The 21206-nt window shown below is 63.3% G+C and carries 12 protein-coding genes; 9 read left to right on the forward strand and 3 right to left on the reverse strand.

The window, feature by feature from the left end; genetic code table 11:
- Positions 1-153 precede the first annotated feature (153 nt).
- Entirely contained in the window at positions 154-2043 is a 1890-nt protein-coding gene (locus tag PVV54_RS08860; protein WP_274909560.1) for a propionyl-CoA synthetase, read from the forward strand.
- A 156-nt stretch (positions 2044-2199) separates the two neighbouring features.
- The gene (locus PVV54_RS08865) at positions 2200-4449 is read left to right on the forward strand and encodes an Orn/Lys/Arg family decarboxylase (RefSeq protein ID WP_274909561.1); all 2250 of its coding nucleotides are present in this window, start codon (positions 2200-2202) and stop codon (positions 4447-4449) included.
- Here PVV54_RS08865 and PVV54_RS08870 read toward each other — a convergent pair.
- Positions 4433-4651: a hypothetical protein gene (locus tag PVV54_RS08870; RefSeq protein ID WP_274909562.1), complete on the reverse strand. Its 219-nt coding sequence runs from the start codon at positions 4649-4651 to the stop codon at positions 4433-4435. The genes PVV54_RS08865 and PVV54_RS08870 overlap by 17 nt on opposite strands.
- A 156-nt stretch (positions 4652-4807) precedes the next feature.
- Between PVV54_RS08870 and PVV54_RS08875 the strand changes: the two genes are divergently transcribed.
- Positions 4808-5368: an NADPH-dependent FMN reductase gene (locus PVV54_RS08875; RefSeq protein ID WP_274909563.1), complete on the forward strand. Its 561-nt coding sequence runs from the start codon at positions 4808-4810 to the stop codon at positions 5366-5368.
- 91 nt (positions 5369-5459) lie between these two features.
- Here the strand turns inward: PVV54_RS08875 and phnX are convergent, their stop codons facing one another.
- Both phnX and PVV54_RS08885 read right to left on the reverse strand, forming a co-directional pair.
- Positions 5460-6287: a phosphonoacetaldehyde hydrolase gene (gene phnX, locus PVV54_RS08880; protein WP_274909564.1), complete on the reverse strand. Its 828-nt coding sequence runs from the start codon at positions 6285-6287 to the stop codon at positions 5460-5462.
- A 34-nt stretch (positions 6288-6321) separates the two neighbouring features.
- Complete coding sequence (locus tag PVV54_RS08885) at positions 6322-7428, reverse strand: 2-aminoethylphosphonate--pyruvate transaminase (RefSeq protein WP_274909565.1); 1107 nt, start codon at positions 7426-7428, stop codon at positions 6322-6324.
- A 113-nt stretch (positions 7429-7541) separates the two neighbouring features.
- On the opposite strand from PVV54_RS08885, the gene PVV54_RS08890 reads away from it, so the two are divergent.
- The 6 genes from PVV54_RS08890 (at position 7542) to PVV54_RS08915 (ending at position 21205) form a co-directional block, all read left to right on the forward strand.
- Positions 7542-8405, forward strand: coding sequence for a LysR substrate-binding domain-containing protein (locus PVV54_RS08890; RefSeq protein ID WP_274909566.1), 864 nt, complete (start codon positions 7542-7544; stop codon positions 8403-8405).
- Between the two features lie 10 nt (positions 8406-8415).
- Positions 8416-9435 carry an AraC family transcriptional regulator gene (locus tag PVV54_RS08895; RefSeq protein WP_274909567.1) on the forward strand — a complete coding sequence of 340 codons (1020 nt, stop codon included), beginning with the start codon at positions 8416-8418 and terminating at the stop codon, positions 9433-9435.
- Between the two features lie 83 nt (positions 9436-9518).
- Positions 9519-14114: an NEL-type E3 ubiquitin ligase domain-containing protein gene (locus tag PVV54_RS08900; RefSeq protein ID WP_274909568.1), complete on the forward strand. Its 4596-nt coding sequence runs from the start codon at positions 9519-9521 to the stop codon at positions 14112-14114.
- Positions 14115-14210: 96 nt separating this feature from the next.
- Positions 14211-18650, forward strand: a complete 4440-nt coding sequence (locus PVV54_RS08905; protein WP_274909569.1) for a dermonecrotic toxin domain-containing protein — start codon at positions 14211-14213, stop codon at positions 18648-18650.
- 126 nt (positions 18651-18776) lie between these two features.
- Complete coding sequence (locus PVV54_RS08910) at positions 18777-20423, forward strand: AMP-binding protein (RefSeq protein WP_274909570.1); 1647 nt, start codon at positions 18777-18779, stop codon at positions 20421-20423.
- A gap of 14 nt (positions 20424-20437) precedes the next feature.
- Entirely contained in the window at positions 20438-21205 is a 768-nt protein-coding gene (locus PVV54_RS08915) for an SDR family NAD(P)-dependent oxidoreductase (protein ID WP_274909571.1), read from the forward strand.
- The last annotated feature ends 1 nt before the right edge of the window (position 21206 follow it).

A 21206-nucleotide genomic window follows, 5' to 3' on the forward strand; every position in this document is an offset into this window, starting at 1 on the left:
AAAGGGCGCTCTATTCTAGAGCCTTTGCACGGGTTTGAACCGTGCTGCAAATTTGCAGGTCGGTTGTGACTTTAGTCCCATGGCGGCCCCGGTGTGGCGGGCCATACTGATAGTTCGCCCTTCAATAACAACAAGTACCGGGTTCCCTTCGCCATGACTTACCAGCACAGCTACGCCCATTCCATTGCCGACCCTGCTGCCTTCTGGGCCGAACAGGCTGACCACCTGGCCTGGTATCGAAAGCCTTCCCTGACCCTGCAGGAAAACCCCGACGGCACCCACCGTTGGTTCGCCGACGGCCGCCTCAACAGTTGCTACCTGGCGCTTGACTACCAGATCGAGCAAGGTCGCGGCGAGCAGACCGCGCTGATCTACGATTCGCCCGTGACCGGCGTACAGCAGGCCTTTACCTACCGTGAACTGCACGCCGAAGTGGCGCGCCTGGCGGGTTTGCTGCGAAGCCTGGGCGTCGAAAAAGGCGATGGCGTGATCATCTACATGCCCATGGTGCCCCAGGCGGCCATGGCCATGCTGGCCTGTGCGCGCATTGGCGCGGTGCACTCGGTGGTGTTTGGCGGCTTTGCCGCCAACGAACTGGCCCTGCGCATCGACGATGCACGGCCCAAGTTGTTGCTGACCGCGTCGTGCGGGCTGGAGTTCGACCGGGTAATCGAGTACAAGCCGCTGGTCGACCGCGCCCTGCAACTGGCCCGCCATCAACCTGGCCATGTGTTGGTGCTGCAACGGCCGCAGGCACAGGCCAAGTTGCAGCAGGGGCGCGACCTGGATTGGCAGGCAGCGTTGGCTGATGCACAAGCGGTGCCGCCGATGGCACTGGATGCCGCTGACCCGCTTTACATCATGTACACCTCCGGCACCACCGGCAAACCCAAAGGCATCGTGCGCGAAAATGGCGGCAATGCGGTCGCCCTGATGTACGCCATGCGCCATATCTACGGCATGCAGGCGGGCGATGTGTGGTGGGGCATTTCCGATGTCGGCTGGGTGGTGGGCCATTCGCTGATCGTCTACGGGCCGTTGATGAGCGGCTGCACCACGGTGTTCTACGAGGGCAAGCCGATTCGCACGCCGGACGCCTCGGCATACTGGCGGGTGGTGGAGCAATACAAAGTGAACGCGCTGTTTTGCGCCCCGACTGCCATGCGCGCCATCCGCAAGGAAGACCCCGATGGCGAGCTGATCCGGCGCCATGACCTCAGTTCCCTGCGCCAGCTGTTCCTGGCCGGTGAAAAGCTCGATTCCAGCACCCACGAATGGCTGGAACGGGTCAGCGGCAAGCCGGTGCACGACCACTGGTGGCAGACCGAAACCGGCTGGCCGGTCACCGCACCCTGCGTGGGCCTGGAGGGCAGTGCGGCGCGGCCGGGGTCGAGCAACCGGGCGGTGCCGGGCTATCACGTGCGGGTGCTGGATGACGACGGCAAGCTGCTTGGCCCCAACCACCAGGGTGCCATCGTGATTGCCTTGCCTTTGCCGCCCGGCTGCAGCCAGACGTTGTGGGGCGACCACGAGCGCTACTTGCAGGCCTACCTGCGCACCTATCCGGGGTACTACCACACCGGCGACGGTGGCTACCTGGATGACGATGGCTTCGTTTACATCATGGGGCGCACCGATGATGTGATCAACGTGTCTGGCCACCGCCTGTCCACTGGCGAAATGGAAGACCTGGTGGCCCGCCACCCGGCCGTGGCCGAGTGTGCGGTGATTGGCGTGCACGATGATATCAAGGGCCAGGTGCCGCTGGCGCTGGTGGTGCTCAAGGACGGGGAGGGGATTGCCGAGGCGCAGTTGCTGGTGGAGCTGGTGGGCCGTGTGCGTGAAGAGATCGGCGCGCTGGCGTGCTTCAACCGGGTGCGGCTGGTCAAGCGTTTGCCCAAGACGCGCTCAGGCAAGATTTTGCGGGCGGTGCTGCGCAAGATTGCCGATGGGCAGGCGTATGTGCCGCCATCGACGCTGGATGACCCGGCGGTGCTGGGGGAAATAGAAGCGGTGCTGGCAGACCTTCCTCGGGCAGGCTGAAGAACGCCTGTAGGAGCGGATTCATCCGCGATGGGCTGCAGCGCAGCCCCGGCAATGGCCCGGCATATACTTAATTCGGGGCCGCTTCGCGCCCCATCGCGGATGAATCCGCTCCTACAATGAAAGGAGGTTCAGCCCCAAGGAGGTAGCCGCCGGATGTACAAGGACCTCAAGTTCCCCATCCTCATCGTCCACCGCGCCATCAAGGCCGACAGCGTCGCCGGCGAGCGCATCCGCGGTATCGCCGACGAACTGGCCCAGGATGGCTTTGCCATCCTCGCCGCCGCCGACTACGCCGAAGCGCGCCTGGTGGCCGCCACCCACCACGGCCTGGCTTGCATGCTCATCGCCGCTGAAGGCGCCGGCGAAAACACTCACCTGTTGCAGAACATGGCCGAACTGATCCGCCTGGCCCGCCTGCGGGCGCCCAGCCTGCCGATTTTCGCCCTGGGTGAACAGGTCACGCTGGAAAACGCCCCCGCAGAAGCCATGAGCGAACTCAACCAACTGCGCGGCATCCTGTACCTGTTCGAAGACACCGTACCGTTCCTGGCCCGTCAGGTGGCCCGGGCCGCGCACAATTACCTCGATGGCCTGCTGCCACCGTTTTTCAAGGCGCTGGTGCAGCACACGGCGCAGTCCAACTACTCCTGGCACACGCCCGGCCACGGCGGTGGCGTGGCCTATCGCAAAAGCCCGGTGGGCCAGGCCTTTCACCAGTTCTTTGGCGAAAATACCCTGCGCTCGGACTTGTCGGTTTCCGTGCCGGAATTGGGCTCGCTGCTCGACCACACCGGCCCCTTGGCCGAAGCCGAAGCACGCGCAGCGCGTAACTTCGGTGCCGACCACACCTTCTTTGTCATCAACGGCACCTCCACCGCCAACAAGATCGTATGGCACGCCATGGTGGGCCGCGATGACCTGGTGCTGGTGGACCGCAACTGCCACAAGTCGGTGGTGCACGCGATCATCATGACTGGCGCCATCCCCATCTACCTGTGCCCCGAGCGCAACGAACTGGGCATCATCGGCCCGATCCCGCTCAGCGAGTTCAGCGCCGAATCGATCCAGGCCAAAGTGCAGGCCAACCCCCTGGCCAACGGCCGTGCGCCACGCATCAAGCTGGCGGTGGTCACCAACTCCACTTACGACGGGCTGTGCTACAACGCCGGGCTGATCAAGCAGGCGCTGGGGGGCAGTGTCGAGGTGCTGCATTTTGACGAAGCCTGGTTCGCCTATGCGGCTTTCCATGAATTCTTCACCGGCCGTTATGCCATGGGCACCCCCTGTGAGGCCGACAGCCCGCTGGTGTTCAGCACCCATTCGACTCACAAGCTGCTGGCCGCCTTCAGCCAGGCGTCGATGATCCATGTGCAGGACGGTGCCCAGCGCCAACTTGACCGCGACCGCTTCAACGAAGCGTTCATGATGCACATCTCCACCTCGCCGCAGTACAGCATCCTGGCCTCGCTGGACGTGGCCTCGACCATGATGGAAGGCCCGGCCGGGCGCTCGCTGCTGCAGGAAATGTTCGACGAGGCGCTGAGTTTTCGCCGCGCCCTGGCCAACCTGCGCGAGCACATTGCCGCCGATGACTGGTGGTTCAGTATCTGGCAGCCGCCGGCGACCGAAGGCATTCACCGCCTGGACGCACAGGACTGGTTGTTGCAGCCCGGCGCGGACTGGCATGGTTTTGGAGAAGTGGCGGACGACTATGTGCTTCTCGACCCGCTCAAGGTCACCTTGGTGATGCCGGGGCTGAATGCCGGTGGGGCACTGGGCGAGCAGGGCATCCCGGCGGCCGTGGTGAGCAAGTTTTTGTGGGAGCGGGGGCTGGTGGTGGAGAAAACCGGGCTGTACAGCTTCCTGGTGCTGTTCTCCATGGGCATTACCAAAGGCAAGTGGAGCACGTTGTTGACCGAGTTGCTGGAGTTCAAGCGGCATTACGATGCCAACACCGCGTTGAGCGCCTGCCTGCCCAGCGTCGTCGCGGTGGATGCGCAGCGCTATCAGGGCATCGGCCTGCGCGAGCTGTGCGACCAATTGCATGAGTGCTACCGCGCCAACGCGACGGCCAAACAACTCAAGCGCCTGTTCAGCCGCTTGCCGGAGGCGGCAGTCACCCCGGCGCGTGCCTATGACCAGATGGTGCGCGGCGAGGTCGAGGCGGTGCCCATCGAGGCCTTGCTGGGGCGCGTCGCGGCGGTGATGCTGGTGCCGTACCCGCCGGGTATTCCACTGATCATGCCCGGCGAGCGGTTCACCGAGGCCACCCGTTCGATCCTCGACTACCTGGCGTTCGCCCGTGCCTTCAACCGTGGCTTCCCCGGCTTTGTGGCCGACGTGCACGGCCTGCAGAACGAAACCGGCACCTACACCGTGGACTGCATCAAGGAATGCGAATGATCTCGACGCCGGTGCGCGCCAGCTCGAAACGGTCTTCACCCAGGTGGTTGACCTTGTCGCCAATGGCCAGGCGGTAGGTAATGATCGGTGCGCCCAGGGCGCTGCCGTCGGTCTGTAGGGTGGACTCCTGGAATTCGTGGACGGGATAGATGCGGCCTTCGGCGTCTCGGGCGTGGAACTGGCCGACCATTACTGCTGCCATTTAGGTGAAAACCTCTGAATTACGTGGGAAATGTCTGCAGGCATAGACCGTCGATTGTTGCGGGAGTTTTCAGGCCGGGCAAAAAAAACCTAAGGCCCGAGGAATGGTCATCTATAACTACAACGTCTCTTGAACCCGTAAAGGTTGGATATCGCCATGAGCCAGGTGTATTCGGTAGCTGTCGTCGTCGGCAGCTTGCGCAAGGATTCCTACAACCGCAAAGTGGCCCGCGCCCTTGCAGAGCTGGCGCCGTCCAGCCTTGCCTTGAAAATTGTCGAAATCGGTGATTTGCCGCTGTACAACGAGGATGTCGAAGCCGCTGGCGTGCCAGCCCCGTGGCAGCGCTTTCGCGACGAGATTCGCCGCAGCGATGCCGTGTTGTTCGTTACCCCGGAGTACAACCGTTCGGTGCCCGGGTGCCTGAAGAATGCCATTGACGTGGGCTCTCGGCCCTATGGGCAAAGCGCCTGGGGTGGCAAGCCGACCGCCGTTGCCAGCGTGTCCCCGGGTGCGATTGGCGGCTTTGGCGCCAACCATGCCGTGCGCCAGTCGCTGGTGTTTCTCGACATGCCCTGCATGCAGATGCCCGAGGCATACATTGGCGGGGCCGCCAGCCTGTTCGATGACAGCGGCAAATTGAGCGACAAGACCCGGCCGTTTCTGCAAAGCTTTATCGACAAATTTGCGTCCTGGGTGAAGCTGAACAGGGCGGTTTGATTTACAACCATTCGCGGGTAAACCCGCTCCCACAGGTTCCGCACAACCCTGTGGGAGCGGGTTTACCCGCGAATGGTCTCACGCCGTTTTATCAGTCCGCCTGCGGCATCTCCCCCTTGGCCAACCGCCGGTTGATGTCGGCAATCACTTCCGGCAGCTCATTGATGGTATCGATCAGGTAATGCGGGCGCGAGCCTTCAAACAGCGCGTGAATGCGCTTGCGCTCGCTCTCCAGCTTCTCGGCGCTCAGCGCCCGGTAACCCTCCCAGGTAAGCCCCAGGGCGTTGCCCGAGCACACCAGTGCCACGGTCCACATGCCGGCACGGCGGCCTTCGAGGATGCCTGGTACGGTGTCGTCAACCTTGACGCACGCCGCTACGTCATCAATCCCCAGCGCAATCACGTTGGCCAGCGCCTGGGCCGGCCAAGGGCGGCCATTGGGGGTTTCGTCGGTGGCCACCACGTGGTCGGCAACGTAACCATTTTTTGCCGCCAGCTCGACTACCTTGTCCATCACCACTTTCGGGTAGCCCGAGCACGAACCGATCTTCAGCCCGCCCTGGCGCAGGCCGGTAAGCGTGTCCAGGGCGCCGGGGATCAGTGCCGAGTGCACGGCGATCTTGGCGATCTGCAGGGGCATGAAGCGGTTGTAGATTGCGGTCACATCATCGTCGGTCGGGGTGCGGCCGAACACCTTGCGGTAGCGCTCGGCGATTGCCGGCACATCGCACAGGGTTCGGATGTGGTCCCATTTGCCCATGCCCATCGGGCCGCGCGCCTCGTCGATGGAGACTTCGACGTCGAATTCGGCAAAAGCCTCGACAAAGATCTGCGTGGGGGCGAAGGAGCCGAAGTCGACCACGGTGCCGGCCCAGTCGAGGATGGCAGCTTGCAGCTGGGTGGGGTTGCTGTAGTTCATGTGCGCAGTTTCCTGAATTGGGGTAGGCAAAGGGTCAGATGTCCAGCACTTCCATTTCCCGCAGCACTTCGGCCACGGCATTGACGGCGGCCTGCATGCCGTCGGCACCCACCACGCCGATGCAGCCGACGCGGAAGGTTTCGACTTGGGTCAGCTTGCCCGGGTAGAGGATGAACCCCTTAGCCTTGACCCGCTCGTAGAAGTCCTTGAACTGGTAACGGGCATCGTTGGGGGCGTGGAAGGTAACGATGATCGGTGCCTGGATGTCGGCCGGCAGGAAGCTGCGCAGGCCGATGGCAGCCATGCCGTCGAGCAGCGTCTTGCAGTTGTCGGCGTAGCGTTGGTGGCGGGCGGGCAGGCCGCCTTCCTCAACGTACTGCTGCAGCGCCTCGTGCAGGGCGGCCACCACGTGGGTAGGCGGGGTGAAGCGCCATTGGCCGGTCTTGGCCATGTAGGCGTGCTGGTCGTGCAGGTCCATGGCCAGCGAGTGGGCGTTGCCTTCGGCGGCGGCCAGGGCGGTTTTTTCGGCAAAGACGAAGCCCATGCCGGGTACGCCTTCGAGGCATTTGCCGGAGGCGGCGATCAACGCTTCGAAGGGGATTTCGCGGGCATCGATGGGCAGTGCGCCGAACGAACTCATGGCGTCGATGATCAGGCGTTTGCCGTGGCGCTGGATGACCTGGGCAATTTCCGGCAGCGGGTTGAGGATGCCGGTGCTGGTTTCGCAGTGGATCAGCGCCACGTGGGTTATGGCCGGGTCAGCGGCCAGCAGGCGGTCGACGTCGGCGGCGGTGGTAGGCTGGTCTTCGGCGGTTTCGAAGGTGCTGTAGGTGCGGCCCAGCACCTTGCAGATCTTGGCCAGGCGCTGGCCGTAGGCACCGTTGATCAGCACCAGCACCTTACCGTCGCGCGGCACCAGGGTGCCGATGGCGGCTTCGACGGCAAAGGTGCCGCTGCCTTGCAGAGGCACGCAGTGGTGGCTGGCGCTGCCGTCGATGATGGCCAGCAGCTGCTCGCAGACGCTGGCGGTGAGTTGGTTAAAGTCGCGGTCCCAGGAACCCCAGTCCACCAGCATGGCTTGGCGGGTACGCAGGGATGTGGTCAGTGGGCCGGGGGTCAGCAGGATCGGGGCGTTGCTCATTCCGTGGTTCCTCACATGCGGTGGGCTGAAACTACGGGGCCTAGGTTGCAATTCGCCAAGCTATCAATCAAATTGTTTGCTGTTATGCCAGCCATAAGTCAGGCCGATGCAAAATGAACTTGTTCCAGTTACGCGCCTTTGATGCCGTGGCCCGAGAGGGCAGCTTTACCCGCGCCGCCGAACGCCTTTTCATCAGCCAGCCGGCGGTGACCGGCCACGTCAAGGCGCTTGAAGAGCACTACCAGATCACCCTGCTGCGGCGCACGGCGCGGCGGGTTGAACTGACCGAAGAGGGCATCCGCCTGGCGGCAATTACCCGGGCGATGTTTGGCTTGGCCGAGGAAGCCCAGGCCATGCTTGAAGCCAACCGGCAGCTGCTGACCGGGCGCCTTGAGGTGGCGGCGGACGGCCCGCACCGGGTCATGCCCATGCTGGCGCAACTGCGTGAGCGCTATCCGGGCATCACCGTCAACCTGCGCCTGGGCAATGCCCAGGAAACCCTGGCCTCGCTGTTGTCCGAACATGCCGATGTGGCCGTACTGACCGAAATCGAACCGCGCAAAGGCCTGTACCTGCAAAACCTGTGTGAATCACGCCTGTGTGCGCTGCTGCCCGCCGGGCATGATTGGGCCAGGGGCGAGGGCGATTTGCCCTTGGCCGCGCTGCATCAGCAGATCATGGTATTGCGCGAGCCAAGCTCAACCACCCGGCGCACGTTCGACAAGGCCTGTGCTGAAGCGGCGGTACAACCGCGGGTGTTGCTGGAGCTGGACAGCCGTGAAGCGGTGACCGAGGCCGTGGCCGCGCAACTGGGCATCGGCGTGGTGTCGTCCACCGAGGTTGCCAACGACCCGCGCGTGCTGGCGCGCCCTTTGGCAGGCGCTGGTTTGCGCAATCAGCATGTGGTCGGTTGCCTGGAGCGGCGCCGTGAATTGCGCCTGATCCAGGCTTTTCTAGACTTGGCCGCGGGCCTTTGACGGGGCGTTGATGAGCGAGAAAGACACCATCTCCATGCAGCTTGTGCGCGAAGCACTGTTGCAGACATGCCCGGCCGGCGAGGCTGATGCCGCGCTGTTGGCCCGTGCCGGTATCGATGCCGGGCAGTTGAAACTGGCCGAGGCCCGGGTCAGCGCCGAGGCATATGCCCGGCTCTGGCGGTTGCTGGCCCGGCGATGCAATGACGAGTTCTTTGCCATGGACAAGCGTGGCCTGCGCAGCGGCAGCCTGGCGTTCATCGCCCGCAGCGCCATGGCGCAACCGACGCTGGGCGACGCGCTGGACAACATGCTGGCATTCCTCTCGCTGATGCTGGACGACCTGCACCCCAGCCTGGTACGCCAGCAGAGCCTGGCTGAAATCGTCATCAACGAGCCCAGCGATCAGCCGCGCCGCGCCTTCACCTATTTCACCTTCTGGATGATTGTGCATGGTGTGGCGTGCTGGCTGACGGGGCGGCGCATTCCCATCCTGGCCATCGACCTGCGCTGCGCCGAGCCGCCGTTTTGTGACGACTATCGGGTGATGTTCTCGGAGAACCTGCAGTTTGGCCGCCCGCGTACGCGGATGATTATTGCCGCCGCCTGCCTGGATGTGCCGGTGCGCCGTAGCGCAGAAGACCTGCAGCGTTTTCTGGCCGAGGCGCCTGGCAACATCCTGGTGAAGTACCGCGACCCTGCCAGCCTTGCGCGGCGCATCCGCCAGCAGTTGCTCGGTGTACAGCCAGGGGCGTGGCCGGATGCTGCGCAGGTGGCGGCGCACCTGCACTTGTCCCTGTCGACCCTGCGTCGCCGGCTGGCCGATGAGGGGCAAAGCTACCAAGGCATCAAAGACAGTGTGCGGCGCGAGCTGGCCATTGCCTGGCTGGCCGAATCGCCAACCGGATTGGGCGAAATTGCCGAGCGCCTGGGGTTTGCCGACAGCAGTTCGTTCTACAAGGCCTTCCGCAAATGGTTTGGCTGCAACCCGGGGCATTACCGGTCGCTGATGATGCACGACCACGAGGGTTGAAGGCCGGGGCCGTTTCCCGCTGAGCAATGCCGGGTGAATTAAGCACTGTGGGTGCCATTTCAAATGGCCGAGGTGCCCAGGACATGAAACCCGTAACCCGTTCCTTGAGCGAACTTTCCGATATTCAGCGCTCCCAAGGGCTGACAGACACCTTCATCCGCAAGCGATTGCCGACTTGGCTGACGCAAGTGCCGGTCAACCGGCTTGGCAGCCTGCACGAGGCGATCCTGGCGCACGACAGCGCGGCCAGGGCACTGGCGCAGGCAACCGAGGCGCTGGAGGCGCCGCAGCATTTTGCCGAACGGTTGTTCCAACCCCTGCTCGGCTCGGTCCTGCCACAGGGGGTTGCGCTCGATGACGTGCAGTGGCTCGAAAAATGGTATGTGCCGTCATCGATCATCAGTACGCCCACCGTTGAAGAGCATTCACTGCGCACGTCGGTGCTGCTGCGCATGATGCAGAACTTTCCGCAGGTCAGCGCACCTTTCGACAACACCGGTATCACGCTGGCCGGGCAAGACTCTGTGCTGGTCAGCGATAGCAAAATCATCGAGCCCTGTCGCACACTGGACGCCGGCAAGCAGTACCAGGCGGCACTCGATCAGGTGTTTACAGCGGGCACACTGAAGCTGCTGGCCGATCATGAGCGCCTGGCCTTTGCCATGGCGGTTGAGCTTGCCCTGTGCGCCCAGCGCATCACCCCGGCCCAGTACGATGCGTTGAGCCCGTTGTGGGCCGGTGGCACTGACGACCCGCAGCAGCAGTTGTTCGCCAGCGCGGGCGAGTTGACCCTGCTGGGCTACACGGTGAACGACGCGCTCAAGATTCAACTGCGTGATGCAGACGGGGCGAGTCAGGGGGTCATGCTGTATGTGCCAGACGACCCGCAACAGGCCTTGCGGAGCTTCGAAAGCCTGCCGGCGTTGAGCCAGTACCTTGTCGCGTCGCTGGCCGATACCGCGCAGCAACGGCTGTACCGCAACCGGGTGCGTCTGCGCGACCGCTCCGGCTTTCAGCACCTGCTGCAAACGCGCTTGAGTGACGAAACGCCTGACCTGCAAGTCGACGGCATTGCCCCCGTTGGTGGTCTGTTCAGCACCTTGGCCAAGAGCCACGTCGAGCGCTTGAAAGACGATGGGCGCCTGTTGCTGGTGTCGACCGCTGATGCGGATCGCAACGCGGCCATGCTGCAACTCAAAGCCTGGGAAGAGGTGGGCCTGACCGCACTGGGGCTGGCAGGGTTTGCCGTGCCTGCAGTGGGGCTGGTGTTGTTCGGGGCCATGGTGGTGGATACCCTTGGCCACGCGTTCGAAGGTGTTCGAGATTGGCGTGAGGGCCATCAGCATGAGGCCCATGAGCACCTGTTCAAGGTGGCCGAGACAGTGGCGATCACGGCCGCTACCGCTGCCGGGGTGGGGGTGGTTGCGTACGGTTTCAGGCGCAGTGCTTTCGTCGACGCACTGGAGCCGGTGAACACCGACCAAGGCGCGCGCTTGTGGCTGACCGACCTGCAGGAGTACGAGTCGGAGCCCGAGAACCCGCAATTGCAGGACAACGGGTTGTACGCCGTGGGCACCCGACGCTGGCTGCGCATTGAAGAGCGCTATTACGAAGTGCACCAGGAGGCTCCCGGCAAGGCATGGCGTTTACGCCATGCCACGGACCCGAACCGTTTCGGGCCGGCGGTGGACTTCAACGGTGAACGCTGCTGGCGTATCCGCTCGGAGCGACCGTTGGAGTGGAGCAATGCTCCCTACATGCTCAATCGCCTGTGGCCGATGAGCCCTGCGCTGGACGCTGAAACCGCGCAACAGGTGCTCCGTGTCACGGGTACCGATGTGCAGACCCTGCGTGGCGTGCTGGTGGAAAACCGGCCTGTACCGGTGAACCTGCGCGACACAATGCGGCGTCTGATGGCCGCGCGCAGGGTGGACGGTGTGTTCGAGCAGCTGCAAAGCGCAAGCAGCATGCCCGGTGATGCCCAGGTACTGGCCTGGTGCAAGGCGCATGATGCCATGCAGGCGCTCGATGAACCGGCCATGGTCAGTTATCTGAAGGCAAACCGGGCGCAGTTGCGCCCGGCACTGTTGCAGCACTTGGCGGAAGGTGTGCCGCTGCACGACGAAACCCTTGGCCTGCAGCCGGACCCGCTGGCGCCGACGGATGACCTGCAACTGCAGCTAAGGCGCATGTTCCCCGGGCTGCCGCGCGCCTATGTGGATGAGGCGCTGGCCGATATTGATCCAGCATTGCAAACGGTGGCCGGAACTGAAGGGCGTGTGCCGCAGACGGTGATGACGCGAGCGGCAGCGTTGCTGTCCACGGCGCGGCTGACACGGGCACTGGAGGGCTTGTTGCTGGGTACAGATTACAACGACGGGACTGGTGAACTGGTGATGGCCCTGTTACCCAGGCTCGACAACTGGCCATTGGCACTCAACATCGAACTGCGCGAAAGCACGCCTTATGGCCGACTGATTACCGTCATCGATCCGCAAGGAGCAGCCGACGAGCGTTCGATTCTGGTCTGGCGGGAAGGGCAGTTTCACCTGTACGACAGCCATGGCATGGAACTGGAGGCCGAGATCAAGGCGCCGGGCGAGCTGTACCAGGCGCTGCTGGCGCTGATGAATGCCAGCCACCGTCAGACGCTTGGCTTGACGGGTGAAGACCCGGCACAGCAATTGCGTCAGGCCATCATCGACAAGCTGCCGGCCCACCATGACAAGGTGCTGGCCCGGCTTGGCTGGCGGGCACCCAAACCGTGGTTCAACCCCTTGACCCGGCTGTCGGGGGGACGGGTCGGCTACCCGCTGGGGGGCTCACTATCGCGCCCGATGGGCATGATGGAATCGCTGCGTAGAAGGGTGCGCACGCTCTACCCGGCGCTCAGTGTGGCAGAGGTCGACACCATGATTGTCGAATGGATCGACGAAGGGCTGGACCCCTACGAAGAGTTGCTCGCCGAAGAGCTGAACTATGGGGACTTGGATGACGTATTGACCCGTTGGGAACGTGCGGCACAAGGCTACGGTTTGCGCGCCCGGCGCCGGCAGTTTTCCAACCGCTTGCGGGCGGCCTGGCGTTACGAAGGCGAAGTGGTCAACAGTGCCGACGGGCGGACCACCGGGCGCTTGCTGAGCATTGAAGGCTGGCGTGTCGGTACGCTACCGGGCTTGCCGGCGAATGTGGACTTCAGCCACGTTTACGAGTTGAGAATGTCCGGCATGGACCTTGAGAGCATCCCTGCCTACTTTCTGCGGTGTTTCCAGTCCGTGCACAGCCTTAACCTGAACAACAACCTGCTGATATCGATACCGGCGGAAATTGCCCGCCTGCCTAACCTGAGGACGCTGGAGCTGCGTTCCAACCGCATCCGGATGGACGCCGCGGGCGTTGAAACCCTGTCGGGCCTGAGCCGGCTGCAGACACTGGTGCTGGACTACAACCCATTGCGCACGCTGGACCTGGACTTCGCCAGGTTGGCACAACTGACGACGCTGCGGGCCAATCGTTGCTCCTTGCGCAACTTGCCCCAAGGGCTTGAACGTGCCCCCCAGCTGGCCTTGGTGGACCTGCGCTTCAACCACATCTCGCTCGTCCCTGATGCCGTGCTGGCTATGCCGCGAGGTTTCAGGCGAGGGATCAACCTGGAGGGCAACCAACTGGCCATGGGGGACATCGCCCAGTTGCTGGCTGCCGATGAGCCCGAGCCTGAACCGGTCATTGCCGATCAGCCAACGCGTGATCAAGCCTTGCAACGGTGGCTTGAAACCGGCGCTACCGAGCTGAGGGAGCCGCGCAGGGCCATTTGGCAACGGGTTGAACAGCTGCCTGGCAGCAGCGCGCTGTTTCAACTGCTCGGCAGGTTGACTCAGGCGAGGGATTACAGCCTTTCACCCGCCTATATCGGCAACCAGGTCTGGGAACTGCTGCAGCAGTTGAACCTGCACGAGCCCTTGCGCAGTGCCATTTTCGACCATGCGGGTGAGCAACTCACGTGCCATGACAGTGTTGCCGAACGCTTCAGCCGTTTGTGGTTGCGGGCCTTGGTGCGCCAGGCCAGGCACCTGGCGGCCACTGGCCGCGGTGGCATCCAGTACTTCGACCTTGGCCGGGCACTGTTTCGCATGGACCGCCTGGATGCATTCGCCCTGCATGAGGTTGCCCGCCGGGAGGCTGCCGGGCAGGTGGTCGACGAACTGGAAGTTGTACTTGCCTTGCGCATCAGCCTGGCATCGCGGCTCGGCCTGGTAGGCCAGCCACGGTCGATGCTGTTCCGCGGTATCGCCAACATCACCCCGGAGCTGGAGCAACAAGCCTTCGACACCGTGATGGCTGAGGAAGGCCGCGGCATGCTTGCGGAAAACCTCAGCGGGCGTGAATTTTGGCGCGACTACCTGAAGCTGCGTCATGCAGCGCTGTTCGAACGCTACCTGAGCCCATTCACGGCAAGAGGCTCCGCGCTGGAAGACCAGCAGGAGGCCGGCGAACTGAGCGAACAGGGCTACCTCGAAGCCTACAACGCCCTGGGGGCCGAGCGGGAGGCGGCAGAGCATCATCTGATGCGCCTGCTCAGCCGCGAGGCTGTGGAACTCAGGGCCGAGGGTGCTGCGCTGGACCTGGATGAAAGCGACAACAGTGATGCCAGCTCGGAGGATTCAGAAGACGAGCAGTGACAGCGTTCGCCACCGACAGTGTTGGGGGTTCCCTCTTAATTGGATGCCGCTGGGCTTTCACCATGGGGCGCTGAACCCTCAACCTTCGGAGCATGCATGTCGACACTTGTTTCCACCACACGGCCAGCCGACCCAGCGCTTGCCGCCGCCACCCATGATTTCATCGCCGCGCGGCTGCCTGCATGGCTGTCACGGGCATCCGTCGGGCAGATCCGGCGCTTGCGGGCCAGTTTCACGACACACCAGTCCAGCCAGGCGCGCCTGCGCGCGATGAACCTTGCGCTGCAACCGCCTGCGCAGTTTGCCGTAGGGTTGTTCAAGACACTCTTCGCAACGCCGCTGCCCGCGGGGGTGGAACTGGAGCAGCTGGAATGGCTGGTCGTGCAACCCTGGATCGGCCGCCTCGGCAGCTCCGAGCTGCAGGGGTTCGGTTACAGGGCGTCGCGAAGCGCAGGGTTGTTGCGTTTGATGGCCAACTTCGAAGCCGGGAGTACGTATTACGAGGGTTCCGGCCTGGTAGCGCCGGGGCGCGATCAACTGCTTTCAGCGAACACCGACGACCTGATAAGCGCCTGTCGCAAGCTGGATGTGGGTGGCCAGTATCAAACGCTGTTGAATACCGTGTTCAACACGTTGTACGTAACTACCTTGTCTGCCGACAAACGTTCTGGCTTGGCGCTGGCAGCGGAAATTGCCGCGCTCAAGGGCGACATCGGCAGCGATGTGCAGCTTGCCCTTCGCGAGGTTGCCAATGAACAGCACCATCTTGAACAAAGCGGTTTGAGGGGTTACCCGGGCGCTTTGGAGGTGCTCGGTCACTTCGCTGGTGATGGCATGATCATTCGCTTGCGCGACGTTGAACAACAGCTGGCGGGTGTGGTGTTGTATCTGCCGAGCGACCCGGTGCGGGCATTGCGGCATTTTGCTGATGACGCCGCGATGTACAGGGAGCTGGTAAAGCTGCTTGGGCAGGAAAGCTACCGCCAGTACTTCAGCCAGCTGATCGCGCTGGAGCATCGGGCAGCGTTTGTCAGTTTGTTGAAGCAGCGTTTGAGCGACCCCGCACCCGACCTTCAAATCAAGGGCAAGGTCCAGCAAGGCAGCATTTTCGACTTCATGGCTGCCGAGCAGGTCCAGCGCGTGAAGGATGACGCCAGGTTGCTGCTGGTGCCCACTGCCCAAGCCGACGCCACCGCATCCCTTGCCAGGCACAAGGCCTGGAAGGCGATGGGTTTGAACCTGATTAACCTGGCTGGCCTGTTCATACCCGTGGTGGGTGCGATCCTGCTTGGGCAAATGGTGGTCCAGACGCTGTCCGAAGTGTTCGAGGGCGTGATGGATTGGCAGGAGGGGCACCGGCACGAAGCGTTGGAGCATCTGCTCAACATTGCAGAGACGGTGGCACTGACCGGGCTTACCGCCGTAGGGGTGACAGCGGGGCGCAACGCGTTTGTCGAAAGCTTGGTGCCAGTCACCGTAGAAGGCAACCAGCAGCGCTTGTGGGCTCCCGACCTTGAGCACTATGCGTCCAGCCCGGAAGACATCGCGTTGGCTGGCAACGGGCTTTACAGCGACGGCAGCCAGCATTGGTTCCGCTGGCAGGGGCGTTACCTGGAGGTGCACCGCCCTGATGCGGATGGCCCCTACCGGCTGCGCCATCCGCAGCGTGCCGAAACCTTCGGCCCTGTTGTTTTGCACAATGGCGAGCGTGGTTGGCGGCTGATGTCGGACCGGCCTCAGGCGTGGAGCGACACTGCCCGGATGCTTGACGTGCTATGGCCCCAGCATCCCGCGCTTGAGGCCGGGCAGGCCGCGCAGGTTTTGCAGGTTGCCGGCGTTGACGAGGACGAATTGCGCGGGATTCTCGTGGACAACATGCCCGCCCCCGTCAATTTGCGCGAAACGCTGCGTTGCTTCCAGAGTTGTGCCCGGATCGAGCGGTTTTTTGAACACGTCGAGGGCAAGAGCCTGAGCAAGGAAGATGAAGGCTTGCTGATCTGGTGCGAAAAGCAACCGGATGTTGGCCAGGGCTGGAGCAATGTCCTGGCCAGCAAACAGGCATTGCGCAAGCCGTTGCTGGCGCACCTGACAAACCTGCCACTTTCCACCGATCCGTTGTCCGTCTTGTTGCGGCGTGATTTTCCTGGCCTTGGTGAAGCCTATGGCCGCGCACTGACGAGCGAAGCGGGCCAGTACGGCGTGACCGGCCAAACCGGGAAATTACCTGAAGCCTTGGCGCAGCGGGTGCCGTCGCTGCTGCGCATGGCCAGGATGAACCGCATGCTGGCTGGGTTGTATTTGCCCGGTGCCTACACGAATGAAACGGGCCAACTGGTTTTTGCGCTGATGGCCGAAATGCAACCGGAAAGCGTCGATCTGGCCCTGCACGAGGGCAGTTTCGATGGCCGGCGTATCGCTCGGGTCAGCGCAGAGGGTGAAAGTGTCGGGCTGAGGGTGCTGGTTCACCAAACGGAGGGCTTCGCGCTCTATGAAGCGAACGGGGAGCGTATCAACATCCAGCTGGAGGACCCCGGCGATGTATTCGAAGCCGTCATGGCCGGGTTGTCGTCAGCTCAGCTGAGCGAACTGGGCATGAAGCGAGGTGACCCCCCAAGCGTACTGCGTCATAACCTGGTTGAGCACCTGCCAGACACTCACGACACCATCGCTCGTATGCTCGGCTGGGCAGACCAGAACCGTTGGTTCAACCCGGGGCGCAGGCTTGACGATGGCCGGGTTGGTTACCCACTCGATGGTGCCCCCCAAGGTAACCGGACCCCGGCAGAACTGTTGCGCGATGCCCTGCAACGCTACTTCCCCGGCTTGAGCGTCGAGCGGGTTGGGGAGGAGGTACAGCGGATGCTGGCCGGAGCCGAATCGGTACATCAGCTGCTGTTGAACTTGCAGAGCGATTACCAGCAAGTGCTGCGTAGCCTGAACCGCTGGGTGGGCAGTGAGCTTAATGGTGCGCGGCGTCAGGCCCGCCAGTATTTTGCCGACCAGTTGCAGAGGGCGTGGGGCGCGCAGGGGCAGGCCTTGCCGCGCGAGCCGGGTGGGGCGCAAGGGTTACGTGTGGTTCTGAACGGGTCGGGGATTACAACCCTGCCGGAGTTCCCGCTGCAGATTGATTTTTCCTACCTCACCTCGTTGGTCATTTCTGGAACGGCGATCAACGAACTCACCACTGCTTCGTTGAGAGCTTTCACGGCCTTGCGCGAATTGAACCTCAGCGGCAACCAGCTGCTGCGAGTACCCGAAGGGATCGGCTACCTGACTGAACTGCGTCGGCTTCGCTTGAGCCGTAACCGCATACGTCTCGACGCCGTCTCTTTGCAGCGCTTGCAAGGGTTGCCACGCTTGACCCACCTGGACCTGAGTTACAACGCATTGGGGCAGTATGCGTTTCGCTACAGCCGCTTGCCTCACCTGGTCAACCTGAATCTGCGCGCCTGTGGTTTGGTGACCTGGCCGGAGGGCATCGAGCTGTGCGGCTTTCTGGAATATGCGGACATGCGGGACAACCAGCTTGGCTCCCCGCCTCAAGAAATGCTGCAAATGCCCTATGATTTCCGCCGCGCCTTCGAGGTATCCGGCAACCGTCTCAGTGGCGCGAGCCTGCAGCGCCTGTTTGCTCTGGATTCGTTACCGGAGGAAGAGCCGACATCGCTGGACACACCGTTGACTGCCGTGGAGGTCCGCGATTGGTGGGTGGGCACAGACCCGGCCAGCATGGGGGCGCGTGGCGAGCGTTGGGACACGGTCACACAGGCGACGCCTGGCCTTGCAACCTTGCTTGCCGAACTCGTTCCTCTGGAAAACTACAGCTGGCCGCGGGCTTTCATGATCGATCAGGCCTGGCAGCTCATGACCTTGATGGAAACCGACGATGCGCTGGCGCGTCAGGTTGGGCAGTTGCTGGTGCCGGTACGGCAAAATGACAACGCCTCGGTGGAGTGCTTCAGTCAGCTGTTGCTGCGCATGACGGTCAGCCAGGCTGAGGTTGCAGCCAATCGAGGCAGCCAGTTGGTTTCGTTGGGGCGTAGCTTGTTCCGGCTGGATTGGCTGGACGTGGTGGCACGCCAGGACATTTCCCGGCGTATTCAGGCCAGGGAAGCCGTTGACCGTGTGTCCATCCTGCTCTCGTACAGGGTTCAACTGCGGCTGCGCCTGGGCCTGCCTGGCCAGCCGCATGCCATCCGCGCAGTGCCGGGGGGGGAGGTGACGGCCGAGCAGGCATTGATCGCGCGCAGAAGCCTGCGTGCATCGGAAACGGTCGAAACCCTGGCCCCCAGCCTTTGCCGACGTACGTTCTGGCAGCGTTTCCTGCCCTTGCATGACACTGCCCGGTTTGACGAGTTACGTCAGGTGTTCGAGCTGCGCAGGTCGTCACTTGAGGCGCAGCGCGCGCAGGTGGGGGAGGCGCAGTACCAGCTGACCCTGGAGGAAATCAGGCAGGACGAGGTAACGCAAACCTATGGCCTCAGGCTGCAGGTCACCCGCGAATACCTGCTGGGGCTGGAGCGTGGGCACGGCTGATGCGAGGCCTTGCGGACAAATCGCTCAGTCACATTGACGGGTTTGGCCATTGTCCACACCAGTGAGCAGCGCGAATATCGTCAGACCGATGGTGCACTCCAACAATAAAAAGCCAGGAGTCTGACGATGCGTGAATACGCCGAGGCCGTTCGTTCGTTTGCCTATGACCAGGTTGCTGCTCACGCCCTGCAGGGCAACCTCGACGCACTCAATGCCTGTGTCGAATGCTGCGACCGCCATGTGGGTGGCAACAAAACCGCGCTTGTCTGGTTGGGGCGCGAGGGCGACAGCCAGCGTTATACCTTCGAGCAACTGCAGCAACAGGCCAGCCGTTTTGCCACTGTGCTCAAAGACCAGGGCGTGGTCGCCGGTGACCGCGTCGCCGGTTTGATGCCACGTACGCCAGAACTGCTGGTGACCATCCTGGCCACCTGGCGCCTGGGCGCGGTGTACCAGCCGCTTTTCACCGCCTTTGGCCCTAAGGCCATCGAACATCGCCTGGCGCAATCGCAGGCCAAGGTGGTGATCACCGACACTCATAACCGGGCCAAGCTGGATGATGTTCACGCCTGCCCGACCGTCATCACCGTCAACGCCCGCTCGGGCGAGCTGGATTTCCACCAGTGCCTGGCCGCGGCGCCAGGGGCGAGCGAGCCCGTGATGCGCACCGGCGACGACCCGTTCCTGCTGATGTTCACGTCAGGTACCACCGGCCCCGCCAAGCCCCTTGAAGTGCCCCTGCGCGCCATCGTCGCGTTTCAGGGCTACATGCGCGACGCCATCGACCTGCGGCCTGAGGACAATTTCTGGAACCTGGCCGACCCCGGCTGGGCCTATGGCCTGTATTACGCGGTCACCGGGCCGTTGGCCCTTGGCCATGCCACCACCTTTTACGACGGCCCGTTCAGCGTCGAAAGCTGTGCTCGGGTCATCGACCAACTGGGCATTACCAACCTGGCTGGCTCGCCGACGGCCTATCGGCTGCTGATTGCCGCTGGCCGCGGGTTTGCCGAGCCTGTCAAAGGCCGCCTGAGGGTGGTCAGCAGCGCCGGTGAACCGCTAAACCCCGAGGTGATCCGCTGGTTCGCCGATGAGCTGGGTGTGAGCATCCATGACCACTACGGGCAGACCGAACTGGGCATGGTGCTGTGCAACCACCACGGCCTGACGCACCCTGTGCACCTTGGGTCCGCAGGCTTTGCCATCCCCGGCCACCGGATCGTGGTGCTGGACGAGCAGGGTGTGGAACTGCCCGTCGGGCAACCCGGCATCCTCGCCGTGGACCGTGAGCAATCACCTCTGTGCTGGTTTGGCGGCTACCACGGTGTGCCGACCAAGTCGTTCGTTGGCAAGTACTACCTCAGTGGTGACACCGTCGAACTCAATGCCGATGGCAGCATCAGCTTTGTGGGCCGCAGCGACGATGTGATCACCACGTCGGGCTACCGGGTAGGCCCGTTCGATGTGGAAAGCGCATTGATCGAGCACCCGGCCGTCATTGAAGCCGCCGTGGTGGGTAAACCCGACCCGGAGCGTACCGAACTGATCAAGGCCTTTGTGGTGCTCGCCCAAGGCGTGCCAGGCACCGCCGAGCTGGAAGAGGCACTGCGCCAGCATGTGCGCCAGCGGCTCTACGCCCATGCCTACCCCCGTGAAATCGAATTCGTCAGCGAGCTGCCCAAGACCCCGAGCGGCAAGCTGCAACGCTTCATCCTGCGTAACCAGGAAGTGGCCAAACAACACGCGCAACAGGCCACCCCTGCCAGCGCCTGAACAGGAAACCGATCATGCAGCTAACCAACAAGCACTTCATCGTCAGTGGCGCCGCCTCCGGGCTGGGGGCGGCCACCGCGCAGATGCTGGTCGAGGCCGGCGCCAAGGTCATGCTGGTGGACCTCAATGCCGAGGCGGTGCAAGCCAAGGCCCGCGAGCTGGGTGACAATGCCCGCTTCGCGGTGGCCGACATCAGCGACGAGCACGCCGCCCAGGCGGCGGTGGACGCGGCGGTCAGTGCCTTCGGCGGTTTGCACGGGCTGGTCAACTGCGCAGGTATCGTTGGCGCCGAAAAGGTGTTGGGCAAACAAGGGCCGCATGGCCTGGCCAGCTTCGCCAAGGTCATCAACGTCAACCTGGTCGGCAGCTTCAACCTGTTGCGCCTGGCGGCCGCTGCAATGGCCGAGGGGCAGGCGGACGAGGGCGGCGAGCGTGGGGTGATCATCAACACCGCCTCGATCGCCGCTTATGACGGGCAGATCGGCCAGGCTGCCTACGCGGCATCCAAAGGTGCCATCGCCAGCCTGACGTTGCCCGTCGCCCGTGAGCTGGCGCGCTTCGGCATCCGCGTGATGACCATCGCCCCTGGCATTTTCGAAACCCCCATGATGGCCGGCATGACCGAAGAAGTGCGCGCGTCGCTGGCCGCCGGTGTGCCGTTCCCGCCGCGCCTGGGGCGCCCGCAGGAATTCGCCGCGCTGGCCCGTCACATCATCGAAAACAGCATGCTCAACGGCGAGGTCATCCGCCTGGATGGCGCGCTGCGCATGGCTGCCAAGTAAG

This window comes from Pseudomonas sp. PSKL.D1, from assembly GCF_028898945.1.
In the GTDB taxonomy this organism is placed as follows: domain Bacteria; phylum Pseudomonadota; class Gammaproteobacteria; order Pseudomonadales; family Pseudomonadaceae; genus Aquipseudomonas.

Coding starts and splice junctions, on each gene's coding strand:
- PVV54_RS08860 (WP_274909560.1), top strand. CDS start 154: ATGACTTACCAGCACAGCTACGCCCATTCCATTGCCGACCCTGCTGCC.
- PVV54_RS08865 (WP_274909561.1), top strand. CDS start 2,200: ATGTACAAGGACCTCAAGTTCCCCATCCTCATCGTCCACCGCGCCATC.
- PVV54_RS08870 (WP_274909562.1), bottom strand. CDS start 4,651: ATGGCAGCAGTAATGGTCGGCCAGTTCCACGCCCGAGACGCCGAAGGC.
- PVV54_RS08875 (WP_274909563.1), top strand. CDS start 4,808: ATGAGCCAGGTGTATTCGGTAGCTGTCGTCGTCGGCAGCTTGCGCAAG.
- phnX (WP_274909564.1), bottom strand. CDS start 6,287: ATGAACTACAGCAACCCCACCCAGCTGCAAGCTGCCATCCTCGACTGG.
- PVV54_RS08885 (WP_274909565.1), bottom strand. CDS start 7,428: ATGAGCAACGCCCCGATCCTGCTGACCCCCGGCCCACTGACCACATCC.
- PVV54_RS08890 (WP_274909566.1), top strand. CDS start 7,542: ATGAACTTGTTCCAGTTACGCGCCTTTGATGCCGTGGCCCGAGAGGGC.
- PVV54_RS08895 (WP_274909567.1), top strand. CDS start 8,416: ATGAGCGAGAAAGACACCATCTCCATGCAGCTTGTGCGCGAAGCACTG.
- PVV54_RS08900 (WP_274909568.1), top strand. CDS start 9,519: ATGAAACCCGTAACCCGTTCCTTGAGCGAACTTTCCGATATTCAGCGC.
- PVV54_RS08905 (WP_274909569.1), top strand. CDS start 14,211: ATGTCGACACTTGTTTCCACCACACGGCCAGCCGACCCAGCGCTTGCC.
- PVV54_RS08910 (WP_274909570.1), top strand. CDS start 18,777: ATGCGTGAATACGCCGAGGCCGTTCGTTCGTTTGCCTATGACCAGGTT.
- PVV54_RS08915 (WP_274909571.1), top strand. CDS start 20,438: ATGCAGCTAACCAACAAGCACTTCATCGTCAGTGGCGCCGCCTCCGGG.